This window comes from Pseudomonas sp. GL-B-26 (assembly GCF_019947405.1).
GTDB lineage: Bacteria > Pseudomonadota > Gammaproteobacteria > Pseudomonadales > Pseudomonadaceae > Aquipseudomonas.
In genome coordinates this window covers 16,848-34,007 of record NZ_JAGYGJ010000063.1, presented here as the reverse complement: position 1 = coordinate 34,007, position 17,160 = coordinate 16,848, and the positions used below count along the sequence as shown (strand labels likewise).

Genomic DNA, 17,160 nt, shown 5'->3' with positions numbered 1-17,160 from the left:
GGCTTGCTCGCGAAGGCGGTGGGTCAGTCGACATAAATGCTGAATGACAAACTGCCTTCGCGAGCAAGCCCGCTCCCACAGGGTTAGCCGCGGTGACGGCCGCGGAAGTAGTTGATCAGGCCTTGGGTCGAAGCATCGTCAGCCGGGGTTTCTTCGCTGCCGACCAGGCGGTTGTAGACGCCTTTGCCCAACTCTTTACCCAGCTCCACGCCCCACTGGTCGAAGGCGTTGATGCCCCAGATCACGCTTTGCACGAAGACTTTGTGTTCGTACATCGCCACCAATGCGCCTAGACGACGCGGGCTGATGCGTTCGACCACCAACGTATTGCTCGGACGGTTGCCCGGGATCACCTTGTGAGGCGCGATTTTTTGCACCTCTTCTTCGCTCATGCCTTTGTCGCGCAACTCGGCTTCGGCCTCGGCAAGGGTCTTGCCCAGCATCAGCGCCTGGCTTTGCGACAGGCAGTTGGCGTACAGCCACTGGTGGTGGTCGGACACCGGGTTGAAGCTGACGATCGGCACGATGAAGTCGGCCGGGATCAGTTGAGTGCCCTGGTGCAGCAACTGGTGATACGCATGCTGACCGTTGCAGCCCACGCCACCCCAGATCACCGGGCCGGTGTCAGTGGAGACCGGAGTGCCGTCCTGACGCACGCTCTTGCCGTTGGATTCCATATCCAGCTGTTGCAAATGCTTGGTGATGTTGCGCAGGTAGTGGTCGTACGGCAGGATCGCGTGGCTTTGCGCGCCCCAGAAATTTCCGTACCACACGCCGAGCAGGGCCAGCAGCACCGGCATGTTCTGATCGAACGGTGCGCTCTGGAAATGCTGGTCCATGGTGTAGGCACCGGACAGCAGTTCCTTGAAGTTCGACATGCCGATGGCCAGCGCGATTGGCAAACCGATGGCCGACCACAGCGAGTAACGGCCGCCAACCCAGTCCCACATCGGGAAGATGTTTTCTTCGCGGATCCCGAATGCCACAGCCGCTGCATTGTTGCTGGAGACGGCGATGAAGTGACGATACAGCTCGGCTTCAGAACCACCCTGAGCCAGGTACCAGGCGCGTGCGGCCTGGGCATTCTTCAGGGTTTCGAGGGTGTTGAAAGATTTCGACGAAACGATGAACAGCGTGGTTTCTGCGCGCAATTTCATGGTCAGTTCGTGGAACTCACTGCCGTCGATGTTCGCCAGGTAATGGCAGCGCACGCCTTTCTGGGCGTAGGACAGCAGCGCTTCGGAGACCAGCTCCGGGCCGAGGAACGAGCCACCGATGCCGATGTTCACCACGTCAGTGATCGGCTTCTCGGAGTAACCACGCCACAAACCGTCGTGGATACGGCCCACGAGGTCGGTGATCTGGTTCAGGACCTTGTGCACTTCCGGCATCACGTTGACGCCGTTGACCTTCAGCTTGTCGCCGACCGGACGGCGCAGGGCGGTGTGCAAGGCCGGACGACCTTCGGAGGAGTTGACGATTTCGCCTTCGAACAGCGCTTTGATCGCGCCCTGGAGGTCGACTTCGTTGGCCAGGCCCACCAGCAGATCGCGGGTCTGAGCGTTGATCAGGTTCTTCGAGTAGTCGAGAAACAGGCCGCAGCTGCTGAGGGTGAATTGGGTAAAACGCTGCGGATCGGCATTAAAGGCTTCGCGCATGCTGAAATCTTGCATGGCTTGGCGGTGGTCATTCAACGCTTGCCAGGCGGGCAGAGCGGTAACGTCTTGAGGGGTGCGGTAATACGCCATCGCTGCGGGTTTCCTTTTTACTTGAACGGCCTTTTGAACACTAAAAGTACCGGAGCGCTGTGGGTGGGCGTCCGGTCAACTGCGTCGACACGATTTCATGACACAGGGCGAATACAGTAAACCTCGCGCTGCGATCTGTCTTGACTTTGTCTGACCCGTTCCCGGTACTTTTTTATACATCGAGCAGGGAACGGTCCGACAAACGGAAGGGGGAGGGGCTAAGACTGGATCAGGCGACCTGAACCGGAATGGCATTGCTGGTATGGCTCAGTTCATTACCCGGCGCCATGTAGAGCATGCGTGGCTTGAAGTTGAGCAGCTCGGCTTCGCTGTAGTGGGCATATGCGCAGATGATCACGCGATCACCGACCTTGGCCTTGTGCGCCGCGGCACCGTTGACCGAGATCATGCGCGAACCTTCTTCGCCACGAATCGCGTAGGTGGTGAAGCGTTCACCATTGTCGACGTTGTAGATCTGGATCTGTTCATACTCACGGATGCCAGACAGATCCAACCATTCGCCGTCAATGGCGCAAGAACCTTCGTAATCGAGTACAGCGTGGGTGACTTCGGCGCGATGCAGCTTGGCCTTGAGCATGATGGCGTGCATGAGTGTTTCCCCGGGTCGGAATCGAACGGCGGGCATTGTGCCCAAAGGCTTGAGGGCCAGCAATACGGTGTTTGGAGTCACCGCCGACCCAATGTGGGAGCGGGCTTGCTCGCGAAAGCGGTGTGTCATTCAGCATTGATGCCTACTGATCCACCGCATTCGCGAGCAAGCCCGCTCCCACAGGGGTATTGCAGCGTTCAGGCGGATGCGTCGAGGTTCAGGTGCAGGTTATCGATCAACCGCGTAGTGCCCAGGAACGCTGCCACCAGAATCACCAGATCCCGATCTTGCGCAGTCGCCGGGCGCAAGGTCAGCGCATGACGAATTTCCAGATAGTCAGGACGCAAACCAGCGGCTTCAAGCTGCTTGATCTGCGCACCGATCAACGCCGGGAAATCCCGTTCGCCCTGTTTGATCGCGTCGGCAATCTGGCTCAAACCGCGATACACAACCGGCGCAACGGCCCGCTGTTCTTCGCTGAGGAAACCATTGCGCGACGACAGCGCCAGGCCATCGGCTGCACGTACCGTCGGTTCGCCGATGATCTGGATCGGCATGTTCAGGTCATGCACCAGGGCGCGGATTACCGCCAGTTGCTGGAAGTCTTTCTGGCCGAAGATCGCCAGGTCCGGCTGAACCATGTTGAACAGCTTGGTGACCACCGTCGCCACACCTTCGAAATGCCCGGGACGGCTGGCGCCGCAGAGGCCTTCGGAGAGTTGCGGAACGCTGACGCGGGTCTGGCCGACCATGCCGTCGGGGTACATTTCTTCAACGGTCGGCGCGAACAGCAAGTGGCAACCGGCCTGGAGCAGTTTCTCCTGATCGGCTGCGAGGGTGCGCGGGTACTTGTCGAGGTCTTCGCCGGCGCCGAACTGCAGCGGGTTGACGAAAATGCTCGCGACCACGAAATCCACCCGTTGGGTGGCTTTGGTCACCAGTGCCACATGACCGCTATGCAGGTTGCCCATGGTCGGCACGAAGCCGATGCGCTTGCCTTCACTGCGGGCACGGGCCACGGCGGCCCGCAATTCGCGTACGGTTTTTACGGTGTTCATGCAGAGAATCCGTGTTCGATACCAGGGAAAGTCGCCGCTTTGACTTCAGTGACGTACGCACCGAGCGCCGCTTGAATGTTTTGTTGCCCGGCCATGAAGTTCTTTACGAACTTCGGCACACGGCCAGTGATCGACAGGCCGAGCATGTCGTGCAGAACCAGTACTTGGCCGTCGGTGCCACTGCCGGCACCGATGCCGATCACCGGGATTTTTACCGCCTGGGTGATCTCTTCGGCCAGTTCGCTCGGTACGCATTCGAGCAATAACATCGACGCGCCGGCCTGTTCCAGGGCGATCGCATCGGCACGCATCTGCCGCGCCTGGTTTTCGTTGCGACCCTGGACTTTGTAACCGCCGAGGATATTCACCGATTGCGGTGTCAGCCCCATGTGCGCGCACACCGGGATACCGCGCTCGGCCAGCAGACGGATCGAGTCCGCCAGCCACAGCGCACCTTCAACCTTGACCATGTGCGCACCCGCCTGCATCAACAGGGCACTGTTGGTCATGGCTTGTTCGGTGGTGGCGTAGGCCATGAAGGGCAGGTCGGCGAGGATCAACGCATCGGTGTTACCGCGTTTGACGCACGCCACGTGGTAAGCCATTTCAGCGGTGGTGACCGGCAAGGTGCTGTCGTGACCTTGCAAAACCATGCCAAGGGAGTCGCCCACCAGCAGCACTTCGACACCAGCCTCATTGCAGGCGTGGGCGAAGGTCGCGTCATAGCAGGTCAGCATGGTGATCTTTTCACCTTTTTGCTTGAGACCTTGCAGAGTGGTCAGGGTGATGGCTGGCATGAAAAGTTCCTCATTCAGGCGCTGTGGAAACTACTGCGAGTAACGCGCGTGATTCTTCGTTAAATACAGGCGCACGGTCTGTTGTCGTGCTTTTAAGGCCTGGATTGCGCCCTTCAACGCCGTGTCGGCGGCAGCGGGACGCCTATAGTCGTGAGGAGAACTCGGGAAGTCAATTGTGTGTGTTACCGCATTGTTACGTGTGGGGTGTTACCGGGGTAACTGATGCGATTCAGCAACTACCGATCTCATGTTCGACACAAAACCAATGTGGGAGCGGGCTTGCTCGCGAATGCGGTGTGTCAGTCAACGTTGATGCTGAATGGCACACCGCATTCGCGAGCAAGCCCGCTCCCACATTGGTTTTGTGTCAATTCGTGGTCAGTCGTTCCAACCCGACGAACGGGCAGGCAGCGAGCAAATCACTCAGGCTGCGGCCATCGGCCAGACGCAAATCCGCAGGCGCCAGTTCGGCCAGTGGATAGAGAACGAAAGCTCGTTCCTGCATATGGTAGTGAGGCACCTTGAGGCGAGGTTCATCGATCAGTCGATCACCGAACAGTACGATGTCGAGATCCAGCGTTCGCGGCCCCCAACGTTCAAGGCGCTCGCGGCCCTGTCCGTTCTCGATGCCTTGCAACGCATCAAGCAGCTCCAGTGGCGGGAGCGTGCTGTCGAGGGCGGCAACCGCGTTGGTATAACGCGGTTGGCCGGGCAGCAGCGAGTCGCTCTGATAAAACCCGGAAACCCCGATCAGTTCGGTCTGCGGCAACTGCGCCAGGGCGTCGACGGCGCAGCGCAATTGTTCGGCGGGGTCAGCCAGATTGCTGCCCATGCCGATGTAGATGCGTTCCATGGATTACTCGCCCGTGGCGCTCGGTGCGCCGGCGGTGCGTTTGCGCTTGGCGCCACCGCTGCGGCGACGCTTGCGGGGAGCGCCAGTGCCGTCATCCTTGCCGCTGAGGTCGCGGATCATGTCGCGACGTTCGCTGTCGTTGGCGTCCTGATAATCCGTCCACCATTCGCCCAGGCCATCAGTCTGCTCGCCAGCGCTTTCGCGCAGCAGCAGAAAGTCGTAACCGGCACGGAACCGTGGGTTGTCCAGCAACAGGTCGGCGCGCTTGCCGCTACGGCGTGGCAGACGCTCCTGCATGTCCCAGATCTCGCGGATCGGCATGGTAAAGCGCTTCGGAATCGCGATGCGCTGGCACTGTTCGGCGATCAGTTCATGAGCCGCTTCCTGCATCGCCGGAATCGGCGGCATGCCACGCTCTTGCAGGCGCAACACACGGGCCGGCAGGGCAGGCCAAAGCAGGGCCGCAAACAGGAACGCCGGGGTCACCGGTTTGTTCTGTTTGATCCGCAGATCGGTGTTGATCAACGCGTCGCTGATCAGCGTGTGGGTGTACGTCGGGTTGTATTCCAGCGCCTCGGCACTGGCCGGGAACAGCGGATCGAACAGCTGCAGGTCGACCAGCATCTCGAAGGTGTCCGCGGCATGGCCGGAGAGGAACAGCTTGAGCACTTCTTCGAACAGGCGGGCCGATGGAATCTCGCGCAGCATCGGCGCCAGTTCACGGATTGGCGCGGCGCTGTGTTTTTCGATGCCGAAATTCAGCTTGGCGGCGAAACGCACGGCTCGCAGCATCCGTACCGGATCTTCCTGGTAGCGTTGCTTCGGGTCGCCGATCAGGCGGATCAGGTGATTGCGGATGTCGTGTACGCCGTTGGCGTAGTCGAGGATGCGCTCGCTGACCGGATCGTAATACAAGGCGTTGATGGTGAAGTCGCGGCGTTGCGCGTCTTCTTCCAGCGTGCCGTAGACGTTATCGCGCAGGATGCGCCCGCTCTCGTTGCGCGAGGACTGGTTGCTGTCTTCCTCTTCATCGTTTTGCGGGTGATTGGCGCGGAAGGTCGCGACTTCAATGATTTCGCGGCCAAAGTGAATGTGCACCAGCTTGAAGCGACGACCGATGATCCGCGCGTTGCGGAATTCGGCCCGCACCTGTTCTGGCGTGGCACTGGTGGCGACGTCGAAATCTTTTGGCGTGATGCCGAGCAGCATGTCACGCACACAGCCGCCGACCAGGTAAGCCTGATAACCGGCGTTCTGCAGGCGTTCGACGATGTTCACCGCGTAGCGACTGAATTGGGCCTTTTGCAGCGAATGTTGGCCGCTGTTGAGCACTTCAGGCGTACTGCGAATGTGTTGCGTATGACGCTTGGGAGAACGGAATGACTGGAACAGCTTCTTCAGCATGGGATGCACTGTTTGAAGGAATGTTCGGCCAAAACGAAGAATGACCGCATGATGGGCGGGGATTCTAGCATTTAGTCGGGGGATGGTGTAGGAAGCTGCGCAAGCGCTTTAAGCAGGGGTTTGTACGCTTGGACATGTAGCAGCTGCCGAGCAGCGCGAGGCTGCGTTCGGCGGCGAAGCCGTCGTAAAACCTGAGATTGCGGTGTGTCAGAAGAAACCGGTTGCCTGTATTGCGACTGCTCCGCAGTCGATCGCAGCCTCGCGTTGCTCGATAGCTGCTACAAAGTGCCGCTACAAGGTCTAAACGCCAGAAACTACAAGGGGAGCCGAAGCTCCCCAAGAAAGTAGTTGCATGCTCTATTTTTATTTTTGATTCGGGCTTTTTGTTTTTGTTAAGTGCCCTCGTCATGAAGTTTTTCCTTCATGACCCTCCCAATCGGGAGCCAAGAGCAAACGGATTGCTTTGGTCGCTGTGTTGCAGTGATCTTGCGATCCAACCAGTGCAGGCTCTGTCTTGTGACAGTTTTTATTGTTCTCGGCCTGGTCGTGGGGCAAGCCCCAAATACAACGCCTCTCCAAAAGAATCAGTTAGCTGCGCCTCTCGCCGTCTTGTTTTTATTGTGCGTGAGTCGATACGTCTTATTTTTATTGTCTTGTGCATTGCTTGTTATTGTTCTTGTACTAAACATATAGCAGGGTGCGTGCCAACTTTTGCGAAGCCTAGCAAAACAAGGGGTTAGGCCGACTGATGAGGTTTTCAGAGGCCAAAAAAAGCCGGGGCTTCGTTACCGTAAGCCCCGGCTTCTGTTACGTGAAAAAGGTGAGGTAACAGTTTTTTCACCCTGTCACGTGTTACCTGCGCATCAGACAGGTGACGTTCAGCTCTCGCTGGCCACTCCGGTCTTGCGTCGCGGAATGCCCAGGCGCTGACGGCGTTCCCACAGGCATTTGCGACTGACACCGAGTTTGCGCGCCAACTCGGTTTCGGTCATGTGGTCCTGATGCTCGAGAACGAAGTGCTGGAAGTAGTCTTCCAGTGACAGGTCTTCGGTAGGCTCATGGCTATTGTTACCGGTGGCGCTGCCCTGTTGTGGGGGCAGGCCGATGAAATCGTCATCGTCCAGATCGCTCAGTTCGATGTCGATCCCCAGCAGCTCAGCGGAAATCTCCGGGCTCTCGCACAGGATGACCGCACGTTCTACGGCGTTTTCCAGCTCCCGAACGTTACCCGGCCAGGAGTAATGACGAATCGCCTGCTCGGCATCCGGGGCGAACTTCAGGTCGGTGCGGTTGACCCGCGCGCTCTGTCGCGCCAGGAACGCATTGGCAATTTCGTTGACGTCGGCGCCACGTTCGCGCAGGGCCGGCAGTTTCAGGGCGATCACGTGAAGGCGGTAATACAAGTCTTCACGGAACTGGCCGATCTTCGCCAGGCTCTTGAGGTCCCGGTGAGTCGCGGCGATCAGGCGTACATCGACTTTCTGTGACTGCACCGAACCCACACGACGAATTTCACCTTCCTGCAGCACGCGCAGCAGGCGGGCCTGGGCTTCCAGTGGCAGTTCGCCGATTTCGTCGAGGAACAAGGTGCCGCCGTCCGCGGCTTCTACCAGGCCGGCACGCCCGGCGCTGGCGCCAGTGAACGCGCCTTTTTCGTGGCCGAACAGTTCGGACTCGATCAGGCTTTCCGGAATGGCCGCGCAGTTCACCGAAATCATCGGCGCCTTGGCACGTTTGGACAGGTTGTGCAGGGCACGCGCCACCAGTTCTTTACCGGTGCCGGATTCGCCCTGAATCAAGACATTGGAGTCGGTTGGCGCGACTTTGCGGATCTTGCTGTACAGATCCTGCATCGGCGGGCAGGAGCCGATGATGCCGATTTCGCCGTTGTTGTTGCTGGCGCCCGGTTTCGCGGCGCCGTTGCCGGCTTTGCCGACGGCAGGTTCGCCGCTGGCTTGCACCGATTGCCGGTCACGCAGGATTCGCGCGACAGCCTGGAGCATTTCGTCATGATCGAAAGGCTTGGCGATGTAATCCACCGCACCCATCTTCATCGAGTCGACCGCCGAACGCAGGCTGGCGTAGCTGGTCATGATCAGCACCGGAGTGCCCTGGCCGAGTTTGATCAACTCGGTGCCAGGCGCGCCAGGCAGACGCAGGTCGCTGACGATCAGGTCGAACGTGGGAATGGTGAAGCGTTCTTGTGCTTCCTGCACTGAACCGGCTTCGCTGACCTGGTACTGGTTACGTTCCAGCAGGCGGCGCAAGGCGGAGCGGATAATTGTTTCGTCTTCGACGATCAAAATGTGCGGCATTGATTCGATACTCTCGACGGTCTCAGTTCACAGCGGACGTCGCTTCGACATGACGCGGCAAGGTCACCCGGATACGGGTGCCGCGTTGGCTTTGAACATCAGCCGGGCTGTCGATGGTGATTTGTCCATAATGCTCTTCAACGATGGAATAGACCAGTGCAAGGCCCAGACCGGTGCCTTCGCCAGGATCCTTGGTGGTGAAGAAAGGTTCGAACAATCTATCCATGATGTTCTTCGGAATACCGCTGCCTTCGTCTTCCACGATCAAATCGACCGTGTGTTCGCCGGCTTCGCTTTTGACCCGCACCGCGCTGCCGGGAGGCGAGGCGTCGCGGGCGTTTGAGAGCAGGTTGATCAGTACTTGTGCAAGCCGCTGCGGGTCGCCTTCGACCCAGTGATCGGGATCGCACAGGTTGTAGAACTGCACTTCGAAATTGCGTCGGTTCAGGGCCAGCAAACCGATGGCATCCTGAGCCACTTCGGCCAGACAGACGGGCTCGTCGCTGTGCTGATGACTGCCAGCGTGGGCGAAGCTCATCAGCGACTGAACGATGCGCGACACGCGTTTGGTCTGCTCCAGGATCTGCCCGCTGATTTCCTTCAGCTCGCCATCGTCTTCGCGCTCTTCTCGCAGGTTCTGCGCCAGGCAGGCGATGCCGGTGATCGGGTTGCCAATTTCATGGGCCACGCCGGCGGCGAGTCGGCCGATGCTGGCCAGGCGCTCGGAGTGCACCAGTTTGTCTTCAAGCATCTGGGTTTCGGTCAAGTCTTCCACCAGCAGCACCAGGCCACTGTTGCCGGGCGCAAGCGGTTCATCGATCGCGGCTTTGTGCAGGTTCAGCCAGCGGGTCTGGCCGTCGAGCGCCAGGTGCTGTTTGTGCAAATGCTCGTCCGGCAGATTGATGAAGCCTTGCAGCAGCTCTTTCCAGGGATCGGCAATAGTGCTCAGCCGCGAACCGACCACACGCTGTGCGGCAATCCCGGTCAGCTCCTCCATGGCCTTGTTCCACATGAGGATTTCCTGATCCTTGGCCAGCGAGCAAACGCCCATCGGCAATTCCTGCAGGGTCTGGCGGTGATAGCGGCGCAGGGCATCGAGTTCGGCGGCAAGCCCGGTCAGGCGCGAGTGGTAATCCTCGAGGCGACTTTCGATGAAGTGGATGTCTTCGGTGACGTAGTTTTCGCCGCCGGCCTTATAAGGCAGGAATGTTTCGACCATGTCCTGAGCCACGCTCGGCCCCATCAGGCCGGAGAGGTTGGCTTCGATACGGTCGCGCAAGCGGCGCAAGGCATAAGGCCGGCGCTCATCGAAAGGCAGATAGAGGTCGCGCAGGGCCTGTTCGACTTCTTTTTGCGCCGCTTTCGCGCCCAATGGTTTTGCAAGCTGTGTGGCGAATTCCTGAGGGGAGGCGGCGTGCAGTTCGCGGCGTTGCGGCCGGCGCACGTTGTCCACGGCGCAGGCTTCGGCGGCGCTGGCCTCTTCGCTGCTGGCGTTGGTGAACAGCGAGATCAGGGTGAACATCAGCACGTTGGCCGCCAGCGAGGCGATCGCCGCCATGTGCCAGCTGGTGTCGTCCAGCACGTAGATCATGTTCAGCAGCGGTATGTAGAAGCCCTGCAGATTGCCGACCAGTGGCAGCAGCATGGTCACCAGCCACACCAGAATCCCCGCGAGCAAACCGGCGATGAAACCGCGGCGGTTGGCGGTCGGCCAGTACAGTACCGACAGTACGCCCGGCAGGAATTGCAGGGTGGCGACGAAGGCGACGATGCCCAGATTCGCCAGATCCTGTTCCGCGCCCAGCAGCAGGTAGAAACCGTAACCGGCCATGATGATCGCGACGATCAGCGCCCGGCGGGTCCACTTCAGCCAGCGGTAGATATTGCCTTCGGCCGGCGGCTGATAGAGCGGTAGCACCAAGTGGTTCAGCGCCATCCCGGACAGCGCCAGGGTGGTGACAATGATCAACCCGCTGGCCGCCGACAATCCACCGACATAGGCCAATAGCGCCAGGGCCTTGTTGTTGGCGGCGATGCCGATACCCAGCGTGAAGTATTCCGGGTTGGTGGTGGCGCCGAGTTTCAGTCCGGCCCAGAGAATCAACGGTACCGCCAGGCTCATCAACAGCAGGAACAGCGGCAAGCCCCAGCTCGCACTCACCAATGAGCGCGGGTTGAGGTTTTCGGTAAATGTCATGTGGTACATGTGCGGCATCACGATCGCCGAGGCGAAGAACACCAGCAGCAACGTGCGCCATGGGCCTTCCTGCAATGGCGTGTGCAGGGCGGCGAGGGCAGTCTGGTTTTGCAGCAGCCACAGTTCCAGCTGTTGCGGGCCATCGAACACGCCGTACAGCGCATAGAGGCCAACACCGCCGATGGCGATCAGTTTGATCACCGACTCGAAAGCAATCGCGAACACCAGGCCTTCGTGTTTCTCGCGGGTGGCGATGTGGCGCGAGCCAAAGAAAATCGTGAACAGCGTAATCAGTGCGCAGAAGCTCAGGGCCACGCGATGTTGCACCGGCTCGCGGGTGAGGATGCCGATGGAGTCGGCCACCGCCTGAATCTGCAACGCCAGCAACGGCAACACGCCGATCAGCATGAAAATTGTCGTCAGTGCACCGGCCCAGGTGCTGCGGAAACGAAACGCGAACAGGTCGGCCAGAGACGAGAGTTGATAAGTGCGGGTGATTTTCAGGATCGGATACAAAAGCACCGGTGCCAGCAGAAAGGCGCCGGAGACGCCTAGATAGCTGGACAAAAATCCGTAGCCATACTGATAGGCCAGGCCCACCGTGCCGTAAAACGCCCACGCACTGGCATACACGCCCAGCGACAGGGTGTACGTCAGCGGGTGGCGAATGATCGCCCGGGGGATCATGCCCCGTTCGCTGACCCAGGCTACGCCGAACAGCACCGCCAGGTACGCGGCGCTGATCAGGATCATCTGGGTCAGGCTAAAGCTCATCGGCATCTTTTTGGCTCTGCAGGATGAAGGTCACGACGATCAGAATCAGCCAGAGCAGATAAGGGCGATACCAGGCGCCAGTGGCGTCGATCCACCAATCCATGATGGCCGGGGAGAACAGATAAATCCCCACTACCAGGAGCAGGACCAAGCGATAGATGTACATCCCGGCCTCTCTTTTTTATGCGCGTGCCCGAAAACGTGCGGCGATGGTAACGGATGGGCGCGCCACTGCAAGTGTGATCACTGTAGTTGTGCTTCGGGCAGGTTGAGTGTGCGCGGGATCAACACTGCATCCCAGTGGGCGATGCCCCAGTTCAACACTTCCCGTGGGGTGGCGTAAGCCAGTTCGGCATCGGGATTGTGCCCCAGTGCGCGCAACGCACGCAGCAACAAGGGAGTCGCCTGATCTTCGGTCAACGGCGGCGAACGGTAGGACTTGCCGAGCTTATTGCCATCGGGCTGGGTAATCAGCGGGATATGCAGATAGCGCGGTTGCGGCAGGCCAAGCAGTTCTTGCAGGTAGAGCTGGCGCGGTGTGGAGTCGAGCAGGTCGGCGCCACGGACAATATCGGTGATGCCTTGCCAGGCGTCATCCAGTACCACCGCCAGTTGATAGGCGTAGAGCCCGTCGCGGCGGCGGATCACGAAATCACCGACCTCCCGGCCCAGGTGTTGGCGGTATTCGCCTTGCACGCGATCAATGAAGTGATATTCCAGCTCGGGGACACGCAGGCGAATCGCCGCATCTTTAGTGTCATGACCGGCGTTGCGGCACAGCCCCGGATAAATCCCGTGATAGGGCGCAAGTGTTTTGCGTGAACAGGTGCACGCGTAGGCCAGGCCGTGGTTGAACAGGCGATTGAGGACTTCGGCGTAGGCATCGTGCCGGTCACTCTGTCGGACCATTTCGCCATCCCACTCGAAACCGTAGCTTTCCAGGGCTTTAAGGATCGCCGCTTGAGCGCCGGGCTCTTCCCGTGGTGGATCGAGATCTTCCATGCGCATCAGCCAGCGGCCACCCACCGAACGCGCGTCGAGGTACGAGGCCAGCGCTGCGACCAGCGAACCGAAATGCAGATGTCCACTCGGTGTGGGGGCGAAGCGCCCGATGTAGGTGGAGGAAGCGATGGCAGTCATAAGGGCAATGTTACTTTTCCGGGCTTGCGCTAACCACCCTGTGGGAGCGGGCTTGCTCGCGAAGAGGCCATCAGCCGCAACATCAATGTTGGCTGATCCACCGCTTTCGCGAGCAAGCCCGCTCCCACAGGGCCTCTGCCGAGGCAAATATCAGAAACAAAAACGGAGCGTTCGCACGCTCCGTTTTTCGTTCAAGTCGAGATTACTTGCCGACTTGCTTTTCCTTGATTTCCGCCAGGGTCTTGCAGTCAACGCACATGTCGGCGGTAGGGCGGGCTTCCAGTCGCTTGACGCCGATTTCGACGCCGCAGGACTCGCACCAGCCATATTCTTCGTCTTCGATCAGCTGCAGCGTCTTGTCGATCTTCTTGATCAACTTGCGCTCGCGGTCACGGGCGCGCAGCTCGAGGCTGAATTCTTCTTCCTGGCTGGCACGGTCTGCCGGGTCCGGGAAGTTGGCCGCTTCGTCTTTCATGTGATCAACAGTACGGTCGACTTCCTGCATCAAGTCCTGTTTCCACTTATTCAGGATCTTGGTGAAGTGAGCGCGCATGGGCTTGCCCATGTACTCCTCGCCCTTCACTTCTTTGTAGGGTTCGAAGCCGCTGATCGACTGGTTCTGTTGTTGCTTTGCTTGGGTGGACATGAAATAGACCGCCTCTACTCTTGTAATCCATTGCGCAGGATTGCTCCATCACCGACACCTGCCGGCCCTGCGGCTGCAAGCGGGCGAACTTACCAGATCAAATCGGACCGCGCTACTCCCGGATGTCGAGGTAGTGGCCCGCTGTGCTTGCAAATGATTGCAAAGCCTTGTCTGGCGGCGCTGGAGACCTGATCAATTATTGATTTTAGTCAAACCTGAGACACTCGCTTGAGTCGTTTGAGACCAGCGTTATAACGGTCTGACCGCTTTAGGTTCTCGCTCGTTCCTGTGCTTGGGTAGAATCAGTTTTTTTTTCCCGTTGAAGGAAGGCTAATGGCTCAGTCCTACAGTGCCCGCAGTCGCGCGATCGAACCTTTCCATGTCATGGCGCTGCTGGCGCGGGCCAATGAACTGCAAGCCGCTGGCCACGACGTGATCCACCTGGAAATCGGCGAACCCGACTTCACCACCGCCGAGCCGATCATTCAGGCCGGCCAGGCCGCATTGACGGCGGGGAAGACCCGTTACACCGCGGCGCGTGGCATTCCCGAGTTGCGTGAGGCCATTTCCGGCTTTTATCAGCAGCGTTACAGTTTGAACATCGACCCGCAGCGAATCCTCATCACGCCTGGCGGTTCCGGTGCGCTGCTGCTGGCCAGCGCCTTGTTGGTGGACCCGGGCAAGCACTGGCTGCTGGCGGATCCAGGCTATCCCTGCAACCGGCATTTCCTGCGGTTGGTGGAAGGTGCGGCGCAGCTTGTTCCTGTAGGTCCGGACGTGCGCTATCAATTGACGCCGGACCTCATTGCGCGCCATTGGGACCAAGACAGCGTCGGCGCCCTGGTGGCGTCGCCAGCCAACCCGACCGGGACGATCCTGACCCGCGATGAGCTGGCGGGCCTGTCTGCCGCGATCAAGGAGCGCCACGGTCATCTGGTGGTGGACGAGATCTATCACGGTCTGACCTATGGCACTGATGCGGCCAGCGTGCTGGAAGTCGATGACAGTGCCTTTGTGCTGAATAGTTTTTCCAAGTATTTCGGCATGACGGGATGGCGACTGGGTTGGCTGGTAGCGCCTGAAGCGGCGGTCGGTGAGCTGGAAAAACTCGCGCAGAACCTCTACATCAGCGCCCCGAGCATGGCTCAGCACGCTGCTCTGGCCTGCTTCGAACCGGCCACGATCAGCATTCTGGAAGAACGGCGCGCCGAATTTGGCCGTCGTCGGGATTTCCTGCTGCCAGCCCTGCGAGAGTTGGGCTTTGGTATCGCCGTTGAGCCTGAAGGCGCGTTCTACTTATATGCCGATATCAGCAAGTTCGGCGGCGATGCCTTCGCGTTTTGCCGACATTTCCTCGAAACCGAACACGTGGCGATTACTCCGGGTCTCGACTTCGGTCGTTTTCAGGCTGGCCACCATGTGCGGTTTGCCTACACCCAAAGTCTTCCGCGCCTACAGGAAGCGGTCGAGCGGATTGCGCGCGGCTTGAAGAGCTGGCAAGGCTGATGCGTTTTCATCCTCCCCTCGAAGAAGGCCGTTTGATTCGTCGTTACAAGCGTTTTCTCGCCGATATCGAAACCGTCAGCGGCGAGTTGCTGACCATTCACTGCCCGAACACCGGTTCGATGCTTAATTGCCAGGTTGAGGGCGGGCAGGTCTGGTTCAGCCGTTCCAACGACCCCAAGCGCAAGTTGCCCGGTACTTGGGAAGTCGGCGAAACCCCGCAAGGGCGCTTGTTTTGCGTGAACACCGGGCGGGCCAATGGCTTGATCGAAGAAGCCCTGCGAGCCGGTGTCATCACCGAGTTGAACGGCTTTACCGAGCTGAAACGCGAAGTGGCCTACGGTCAGGAGAGCAGTCGCATCGATTTCCGCCTCGATTACCCGAGTGGGCCGGCTTATGTGGAAGTCAAAAGTGTCACCCTAGGCTTCGATGGTTCTTCGGTGGCGGCGTTTCCTGATGCAGTGACCCAGCGCGGGGCCAAGCATTTGCGCGAATTGGCGCATTTGGCCCGGGACGGAATTCGTGCGGTGCAGTTGTATTGCGTCAATCTCACCGGCATCGACGCCGTGCGTCCGGCAGAAGAAATCGATTCGGCCTACGCCGCAGCCTTGCGTGAGGCGGTGTCGTGCGGGGTCGAGGTGCTGGCCTATGGGGTGCACTTGACCCACGAAGAAATGCTGGTCGATCGGCGTCTGGACGTGTTGCTCAACGGTTAAAGACTGACCCAGATCCCTTGCTCGTCTTCGCGGCAGGCGACGGTAGTCAGGGACTGCCCGGCACAGGGGCCGGCGACGCATTCCCCATCTTCGATCAGAAACAGTGCGCCGTGGGTCGCGCACTGGATCAGGCTGTTGCTGGGGTCGAGAAACTGGTCGGGCTTCCATTCCAGTCCGACACCACGGTGCGGGCAGCGATTGATGTAGACGTAAACCTGACCGTCACGGCGCACGGCAAAGAGCTTCTGGCCGTCGATGTCGAAACCGCGACTGCTGGCATCGGCCAGTTCAACGCCTGCACAAAGAAACTTCATGTCTATCCTCAAGTCCTGCGGCTCGTGACTGGATATGTCCGAGCTTGACGTTCAAATGCAAACAATTATCAAATGGCCGCCTTGCCTGTCGGGTTCAGGTGCCAGATGCCGAGGATACTTGGCCTGTCATCTCGATGCCCGGGAAAACCCTTAAAGGAAGCTGTTTATGCGCCTGAGTACCCGCGTTGCTGCGCTCTGTGTCGGACTTCTCGTCAGTCACCACGCCGCAGCGGCAGAGTTGCCACAACGTTGGGTCAGTGCCGGTGGAGCTTTGTCGGAGTGGATAAGCACGCTGGGCGGTGAATCGAAGCTGGTGGGTGTCGACACCACCAGCCAGCACCCGGAATCGCTCAAGGCATTGCCGAGCATCGGGTATCAGCGGCAATTGTCGGCGGAGGGTATTTTGAGCTTACGCCCGCAGATGCTGGTCGGCACCGAGGAAATGGGACCGCCACCGGTGCTTTCGCAGGTTCGCAGTGCGGGCGTACAGGTTGAGCTGTTCTCGGCCCAGCCGGATCTGCCGACCTTGCAGGGCAATTTGCAGCGTCTGGGCAAGTTGCTTGGTGCTGAAGATCAGGCCTCACACTTGTTTCAGACTTATCAACAGCAACTCGATCAACAAAAGATCCGGGGCACTCGGGCGCAGTTGAAGGAAAAATCGCCGGGCGTACTGTTGTTGCTTGGCCACGCGGGCGGTAAACCGCTCATCGCCGGCAAGGACACCGCCGCCGATTGGTTGCTGCAACAGGCCGGCGGGCACAATCTGGCCACGCATACCGGCTACAAACCCTTTTCTGTCGAATCCCTGGTCAGTCTGGATCCTGAGGTGCTGGTGTTTGCCGATCGTGCACTGAGCGGCGATGCGGCCCGTGCGGCGTTGTTCAAGGAGAACCCGATCCTGTCCTCGACCCGCGCAGCCAAGGACGGGCGAGTCATGGAGCTTGATCCGACTTTATTGGTGGGGGGCTTGGGGCCGCGGCTACCCGAGGCGATGAAAAAACTGTCTGACGCTTTCTACCCCGGTTCGGCCGGCCAATGACCATCCTGGTTAAACCACGCGCGTTATTTATTGGTCTGATCCTGCT

Annotated in this window: 15 protein-coding genes; 3 read left to right on the top strand and 12 right to left on the bottom strand. The window is 59.5% G+C overall.

The window, feature by feature from the left end; translation table 11 throughout:
• Nucleotides 1-83: 83 nt before the first annotated feature.
• The 11 genes from pgi to dksA all read right to left on the bottom strand — a co-directional run bounded on the left by pgi (nucleotide 84) and on the right by dksA (nucleotide 13,542).
• Nucleotides 84-1,748 carry a glucose-6-phosphate isomerase gene (gene pgi / locus KGB23_RS27695; RefSeq protein WP_223433349.1) on the bottom strand — a complete coding sequence of 555 codons (1,665 nt, stop codon included), beginning with the start codon at nucleotides 1,746-1,748 and terminating at the stop codon, nucleotides 84-86.
• A gap of 229 nt (nucleotides 1,749-1,977) precedes the next feature.
• Nucleotides 1,978-2,358 carry an aspartate 1-decarboxylase gene (gene panD / locus KGB23_RS27690; protein WP_003228271.1) on the bottom strand — a complete coding sequence of 127 codons (381 nt, stop codon included), beginning with the start codon at nucleotides 2,356-2,358 and terminating at the stop codon, nucleotides 1,978-1,980.
• A 197-nt stretch (nucleotides 2,359-2,555) separates the two neighbouring features.
• Nucleotides 2,556-3,416, bottom strand: a complete 861-nt coding sequence (panC, locus tag KGB23_RS27685; RefSeq protein WP_223433348.1) for a pantoate--beta-alanine ligase — start codon at nucleotides 3,414-3,416, stop codon at nucleotides 2,556-2,558.
• On the bottom strand, nucleotides 3,413-4,213 hold the full coding sequence (gene panB / locus KGB23_RS27680; protein ID WP_223433347.1) for a 3-methyl-2-oxobutanoate hydroxymethyltransferase: 801 nt from the start codon (nucleotides 4,211-4,213) through the stop codon (nucleotides 3,413-3,415). The genes panC and panB overlap by 4 nt, the downstream gene beginning before the upstream one ends.
• Nucleotides 4,214-4,580: 367 nt before the next feature.
• Nucleotides 4,581-5,066 (bottom strand): 2-amino-4-hydroxy-6-hydroxymethyldihydropteridine diphosphokinase, encoded by a 486-nt coding sequence (gene folK, locus KGB23_RS27675; RefSeq protein ID WP_223433346.1) that lies wholly within the window; start codon nucleotides 5,064-5,066, stop codon nucleotides 4,581-4,583.
• A 3-nt stretch (nucleotides 5,067-5,069) separates the two neighbouring features.
• Nucleotides 5,070-6,470 carry a polynucleotide adenylyltransferase PcnB gene (locus KGB23_RS27670; protein ID WP_223433345.1) on the bottom strand — a complete coding sequence of 467 codons (1,401 nt, stop codon included), beginning with the start codon at nucleotides 6,468-6,470 and terminating at the stop codon, nucleotides 5,070-5,072.
• Between the two features lie 878 nt (nucleotides 6,471-7,348).
• The gene (locus KGB23_RS27665) at nucleotides 7,349-8,785 is read right to left on the bottom strand and encodes a sigma-54-dependent transcriptional regulator (RefSeq protein WP_150658158.1); all 1,437 of its coding nucleotides are present in this window, start codon (nucleotides 8,783-8,785) and stop codon (nucleotides 7,349-7,351) included.
• A 22-nt stretch (nucleotides 8,786-8,807) separates the two neighbouring features.
• A complete protein-coding gene (locus KGB23_RS27660) occupies nucleotides 8,808-11,762 on the bottom strand; it encodes a sensor histidine kinase (protein ID WP_191623603.1) in 2,955 nt (984 codons plus the stop codon).
• Entirely contained in the window at nucleotides 11,746-11,922 is a 177-nt protein-coding gene (locus KGB23_RS27655; RefSeq protein ID WP_003176118.1) for a hypothetical protein, read from the bottom strand. The genes KGB23_RS27660 and KGB23_RS27655 overlap by 17 nt, the downstream gene beginning before the upstream one ends.
• 77 nt (nucleotides 11,923-11,999) lie before the next feature.
• Nucleotides 12,000-12,896, bottom strand: coding sequence for a tRNA glutamyl-Q(34) synthetase GluQRS (gluQRS, locus tag KGB23_RS27650; RefSeq protein ID WP_223433344.1), 897 nt, complete (start codon nucleotides 12,894-12,896; stop codon nucleotides 12,000-12,002).
• 202 nt (nucleotides 12,897-13,098) lie between these two features.
• Nucleotides 13,099-13,542: an RNA polymerase-binding protein DksA gene (gene dksA / locus KGB23_RS27645; protein WP_008153293.1), complete on the bottom strand. Its 444-nt coding sequence runs from the start codon at nucleotides 13,540-13,542 to the stop codon at nucleotides 13,099-13,101.
• Between the two features lie 333 nt (nucleotides 13,543-13,875).
• On the opposite strand from dksA, the gene KGB23_RS27640 reads away from it, so the two are divergent.
• A complete protein-coding gene (locus KGB23_RS27640) occupies nucleotides 13,876-15,048 on the top strand; it encodes a pyridoxal phosphate-dependent aminotransferase (protein WP_223433343.1) in 1,173 nt (390 codons plus the stop codon).
• On the top strand, nucleotides 15,048-15,761 hold the full coding sequence (sfsA, locus tag KGB23_RS27635; protein WP_223433342.1) for a DNA/RNA nuclease SfsA: 714 nt from the start codon (nucleotides 15,048-15,050) through the stop codon (nucleotides 15,759-15,761). The genes KGB23_RS27640 and sfsA overlap by 1 nt, the downstream gene beginning before the upstream one ends.
• Here the strand turns inward: sfsA and KGB23_RS27630 are convergent.
• Nucleotides 15,758-16,075, bottom strand: coding sequence for a Rieske (2Fe-2S) protein (locus tag KGB23_RS27630; RefSeq protein WP_150658154.1), 318 nt, complete (start codon nucleotides 16,073-16,075; stop codon nucleotides 15,758-15,760). The two genes, sfsA and KGB23_RS27630, sit on opposite strands and share 4 nt — an antisense overlap.
• Before the next feature lie 166 nt (nucleotides 16,076-16,241).
• Between KGB23_RS27630 and KGB23_RS27625 the strand changes: the two genes are divergently transcribed.
• On the top strand, nucleotides 16,242-17,114 hold the full coding sequence (locus tag KGB23_RS27625; RefSeq protein WP_223433341.1) for a hemin ABC transporter substrate-binding protein: 873 nt from the start codon (nucleotides 16,242-16,244) through the stop codon (nucleotides 17,112-17,114).
• The last annotated feature ends 46 nt before the right edge of the window (nucleotides 17,115-17,160 follow it).

What these genes read in the sequence shown, in the direction of transcription:
- KGB23_RS27640 (WP_223433343.1), top strand. Translation starts at nt 13,876, where the DNA reads ATGGCTCAGTCCTACAGTGCCCGCAGTCGCGCGATCGAACCTTTCCAT.
- gluQRS (WP_223433344.1), bottom strand. Translation starts at nt 12,896, where the DNA reads ATGACTGCCATCGCTTCCTCCACCTACATCGGGCGCTTCGCCCCCACA.
- panC (WP_223433348.1), bottom strand. Translation starts at nt 3,416, where the DNA reads ATGAACACCGTAAAAACCGTACGCGAATTGCGGGCCGCCGTGGCCCGT.
- dksA (WP_008153293.1), bottom strand. Translation starts at nt 13,542, where the DNA reads ATGTCCACCCAAGCAAAGCAACAACAGAACCAGTCGATCAGCGGCTTC.
- panD (WP_003228271.1), bottom strand. Translation starts at nt 2,358, where the DNA reads ATGCACGCCATCATGCTCAAGGCCAAGCTGCATCGCGCCGAAGTCACC.
- folK (WP_223433346.1), bottom strand. Translation starts at nt 5,066, where the DNA reads ATGGAACGCATCTACATCGGCATGGGCAGCAATCTGGCTGACCCCGCC.
- KGB23_RS27625 (WP_223433341.1), top strand. Translation starts at nt 16,242, where the DNA reads ATGCGCCTGAGTACCCGCGTTGCTGCGCTCTGTGTCGGACTTCTCGTC.
- panB (WP_223433347.1), bottom strand. Translation starts at nt 4,213, where the DNA reads ATGCCAGCCATCACCCTGACCACTCTGCAAGGTCTCAAGCAAAAAGGT.
- KGB23_RS27670 (WP_223433345.1), bottom strand. Translation starts at nt 6,470, where the DNA reads ATGCTGAAGAAGCTGTTCCAGTCATTCCGTTCTCCCAAGCGTCATACG.
- KGB23_RS27660 (WP_191623603.1), bottom strand. Translation starts at nt 11,762, where the DNA reads ATGCCGATGAGCTTTAGCCTGACCCAGATGATCCTGATCAGCGCCGCG.
- pgi (WP_223433349.1), bottom strand. Translation starts at nt 1,748, where the DNA reads ATGGCGTATTACCGCACCCCTCAAGACGTTACCGCTCTGCCCGCCTGG.
- sfsA (WP_223433342.1), top strand. Translation starts at nt 15,048, where the DNA reads ATGCGTTTTCATCCTCCCCTCGAAGAAGGCCGTTTGATTCGTCGTTAC.
- KGB23_RS27630 (WP_150658154.1), bottom strand. Translation starts at nt 16,075, where the DNA reads ATGAAGTTTCTTTGTGCAGGCGTTGAACTGGCCGATGCCAGCAGTCGC.
- KGB23_RS27665 (WP_150658158.1), bottom strand. Translation starts at nt 8,785, where the DNA reads ATGCCGCACATTTTGATCGTCGAAGACGAAACAATTATCCGCTCCGCC.
- KGB23_RS27655 (WP_003176118.1), bottom strand. Translation starts at nt 11,922, where the DNA reads ATGTACATCTATCGCTTGGTCCTGCTCCTGGTAGTGGGGATTTATCTG.